3 protein-coding genes are annotated in these 3,701 nt (G+C 59.5%); all 3 read left to right on the top strand.

Annotated elements, in window-relative coordinates:
• Nucleotides 1-35: 35 nt before the first annotated feature.
• The 3 genes from ABY403_RS14455 to ABY403_RS14445 are packed head-to-tail and all read left to right on the top strand — an operon-like array spanning nt 36 to nt 3,500.
• The gene (locus tag ABY403_RS14455) at nt 36-1,667 is read left to right on the top strand and encodes an FGGY-family carbohydrate kinase (protein ID WP_372841523.1); all 1,632 of its coding nucleotides are present in this window, start codon (nt 36-38) and stop codon (nt 1,665-1,667) included.
• Between the two features lies 1 nt (nt 1,668).
• Nucleotides 1,669-2,736, top strand: coding sequence for an ABC transporter ATP-binding protein (locus ABY403_RS14450; RefSeq protein WP_372841522.1), 1,068 nt, complete (start codon nt 1,669-1,671; stop codon nt 2,734-2,736).
• A gap of 35 nt (nt 2,737-2,771) precedes the next feature.
• Complete coding sequence (locus ABY403_RS14445; RefSeq protein WP_372841521.1) at nt 2,772-3,500, top strand: SDR family oxidoreductase; 729 nt, start codon at nt 2,772-2,774, stop codon at nt 3,498-3,500.
• Nucleotides 3,501-3,701: the final 201 nt, after the last annotated feature.

Raw genomic sequence — 3,701 nt, 5'->3', positions numbered from 1 at the left:
CATCGAAGGTTGCCATTTGGCGCAGGGGTAGTGGCATGACAGCAAGTTGTTTCATCGGCGTAGATGTTGGCACCGGCAGTGCGCGTGCGGGCGTGTTTGACGCCAAGGGCGAGATGCTGGCATCAGCCAAGCATGACATCGCGCTTTACAAGGATGGGCCGAACCTTGCAGAGCAATCGAGCGGTGATATCTGGCGGGCGGTATGCGCAAGTGTGCGCGACGCCTTAGCGAACGCCGCGCTTTCGGGCGATGACATCGCGGGTATCGGCTTTGATGCAACCTGCTCGCTGGTGGTGCTGGGGCCAGAGGGGGCCGGGCTTGCCGTGGGCCCGCATGGCGACAAGACCCGCGACATCATTGTCTGGATGGACCACCGCGCGATCGAACAGGCCCGCCGGATCAATCGAACCAAACACCGGGTGCTAGATTACGTCGGCGGCGTGATCTCGCCCGAGATGGAAACGCCCAAGTTGCTGTGGCTAAAGGAAAACCTGCCAGAAACCTATGCGTCTGCCTGGCAGTTCTTTGACCTTGCGGATTTTCTGACATGGCGTTCGACCGGAAGTTTGGCCCGGTCAGTTTGCACCGTGACCTGCAAATGGACCTATGTTTCCCATGAGCAGCAGTGGGACGAAAGCTACTTTCGCCAAATCGGCCTTGGCGATCTGGCCGATCAGGGGTTTGCCCGCATCGGCACCGAAATCGTGCCGGCCGGGCAGGCGCTTGGCATGGGGCTGACCGCCACCGCCGCCGCCGAACTTGGGCTGAAGCCGGGCACCCCGGTTGCGGCCGGTCTGATCGATGCACATGCTGGCGGCGTGGGCTCGGTTGGCGGAAAGGGCGTTAGTGGTGCTGTGACCACGCGCATGGCCTATGTGCTGGGCACATCTGCGTGCACGATGGCCAGCAGCGCCGAACCGATCTTCATTCCGGGCGTATGGGGGCCCTATTACTCGGCCATGGTGCCGGGCTTGTGGTTGAACGAGGGCGGTCAATCCAGCGCGGGCGCGGCAATCGATCAGTTGGTAAACATGCATCCCGCATCTGCCGCGGCGCGAGCTAATGCTGCATCTCACGGCGTATCGCTGCCACACTTGCTTGCCGACTTGGCCGCCGCTGATTTGCCATCACTATCGCATGCAAGCGATCGCGCGGGTGAGTTGATCGTTGTGCCAGATTTTCTGGGCAACCGCGCGCCACACGCAGACCCAGACGCGCGTGCGATCATTGCCGGGCTTGGCATCGAGCGTGATCTCGATAGCCTTGTTGCGCTTTACGTCGCGGGGCTGCTTGGCATCGGCTATGGGCTGCGCCAGATTATCGCGGCAAGTGCCGCAAAGGGTGCCAAGATCGAGTCCATCGCAATCAGCGGTGGCGCGGGAAGCCATCCGCTTGTCCGCCAGCTTCTGGCAGATTGCACCGGGGTGCCGGTTGCGGCCTCAGCGCAGACAGAGCCGGTGCTGCTTGGCGCGGCAATGCTTGCTGCCACAGCCAGCCGCGCATTCGTTGATCTAGAAGCGGCAATGGCGGCCATGTCGAGCGCGGGCGAGACCTACATTCCAGCCGAGGGCGCAATCGCCCGCCAGCACGATCAGCGTTTCGCCGCGTTCGAGGCGCTTCAGACTGCGGCGCGCACGGCGCGCAAACTCGCACATCCGGAGGGCTGAAATGGCCGAATTACGACTCGCCAATCTCAAGAAACGGTTTGGCCCTGTCGAGGTGATCAAAGGCGTGAGTCTGGAAATCGCCGATGGTGAATTTGTGGTCTTTGTCGGGCCATCCGGCTGCGGCAAATCCACCTTGCTGCGCATGATCGCCGGGTTGGACGATATTTCGGATGGCGACCTGTTCATTGAAGGCAAGCGTTGCAACGATGTGGAGCCCCAGGATCGGGGTATCGCAATGGTATTCCAATCCTATGCGCTTTACCCGCACCTGACTGTTTATGAAAACATGAGCTTCGGGCTTTCGCTGAAAAAGACACCGAAAGACGAGGTCGACTCTAGGGTGCGCGAGGCTGCGCGTATTCTGAAGCTCGAGGATTTGCTTGATCGAAAGCCAAGCCAGCTATCGGGTGGCCAGCGCCAGCGCGTGGCGATCGGCCGCGCGATTACGCGCAAGCCGTCGGTATTTCTGTTCGATGAACCGCTTTCCAATCTGGATGCGGCGCTTCGTATGGATATGCGGATGGAAATCGCCAAGATTCATCAGGAGTTTGGCGCAACCATGGTCTATGTGACGCACGATCAGGTCGAGGCCATGACCTTGGCCGACAAGATCGTCGTGCTTGAAAATGGGTTTGTGCGCCAGATCGGAACCCCGATCGACATCTACAAGAAGCCTGCAAACAAATTCGTTGCTGGGTTCATCGGTTCGCCAAGGATGAATTTCTTCGACGTAACGGTAACGCATGTGTCCGAAGGGTCGGTGACCGTTGAGTCGCCATCGGTTCTGCCGGTGGCGATCTCGGCTGAGGGTTTTTCCGCAGGAGACAGCGCGCAGCTTGGTGTGCGGCCGCAATACCTGCATCTGAAAAACGGCGATGCCATGACCGGCAGGGTGAAAGGAACCGTCTTGCTGGTCGAGCGATTGGGCTCGGAAACCATCGTGAGTTTTGAGACTGCATCGAAAGAGCACGCCCTTGCGGCAATTCCGCAGGACCTGAGCTTTGATCCGGCGTCCGCTGTCGAGTTTTGCTTCGATCCGGGGGCCGCGCATCTATTTCCAGCCGATTGACCACAGACACTATCTTGAAAAAAGAGGGGTTAGAGATGGAGCGGACACTGGCGGGCAAAGTTGCTGCAGTAACCGGCGCGGCTTCGGGAATTGGTCTTGAATGTGCCAAGATCATGCTCCGGTCAGGCGCGCGCGTGGTCTTTATAGACCGCGCAGAGGCGGCGCTGACCGAAGTATGCGCGGCGCTTGGTGCAGATGCGCTGCCATTGGTCATCGATCTGACAGATCCTTCCAGCGTGGCCACGATGATGCCGTCGATTCTGGAAATGGCCGGCCAGTTGGACATTATGCACGCCAATGCCGGGGCTTACGTTGGCGGCGACATCATAGACGGCGATCCGGACAAATGGGACAGCGTGCTGAACCTCAATATCAACGCAGTTTTCAGAACCGTACACGCGGTGCTGCCGCATATGGCCGCGCGAGAGACCGGCGACATCATCGTTACTGGCTCGATCGCAGGTGTCGTGCCGGTCATGGGCGAACCGATCTACACAGCATCGAAGTTTGCGGTCCAGGCATTTGTGCACACTGTCCGCAGACAGGTTGCCAAGTATTCCATTCGCGTCGGCTCGGTTCTGCCCGGGCCGGTGGTGACGGCACTTATCGATGACTGGCCAAAGGAAAAGCTTGAGGCAGAACTTGCCAATGGCGGGCTGATCGAGCCTATCGAGGTCGCGGAAGCGGTCTTGTTTATGCTGACACGGCCGCGAAACGTCACGATCCGTGATCTGGTCATTCTGCCGCAAAGAAATGATCTCTGACGATCTCGCGCGGCAGTCAGCAGAAGTTTTTATGCGGGTTTACCCGCCGACCTTCATCGTTGACCGCTGGTAAGTAGCAGCGTATTTGGCCCGATCCAGCCGTTTTCGGTTTGGTAAACCTCCAACTCGGCGGCAATATCGGCCCAAGCGTCGGCACGCGCGGCCTCGCTCAAAGGTGCGAGGATCTGCAAGATCGGGCCT

The organism is Phaeovulum sp., from assembly GCF_041596715.1.
In the GTDB taxonomy this organism is placed as follows: domain Bacteria; phylum Pseudomonadota; class Alphaproteobacteria; order Rhodobacterales; family Rhodobacteraceae; genus UBA6213.
The sequence above is the reverse complement of the archived record's forward strand: the minus strand, read 5'-3'. Positions and strand labels throughout refer to the sequence as shown.

What these genes read in the sequence shown, in the direction of transcription:
- ABY403_RS14455 (WP_372841523.1), top strand. Translation starts at nt 36, where the DNA reads ATGACAGCAAGTTGTTTCATCGGCGTAGATGTTGGCACCGGCAGTGCG.
- ABY403_RS14450 (WP_372841522.1), top strand. Translation starts at nt 1,669, where the DNA reads ATGGCCGAATTACGACTCGCCAATCTCAAGAAACGGTTTGGCCCTGTC.
- ABY403_RS14445 (WP_372841521.1), top strand. Translation starts at nt 2,772, where the DNA reads ATGGAGCGGACACTGGCGGGCAAAGTTGCTGCAGTAACCGGCGCGGCT.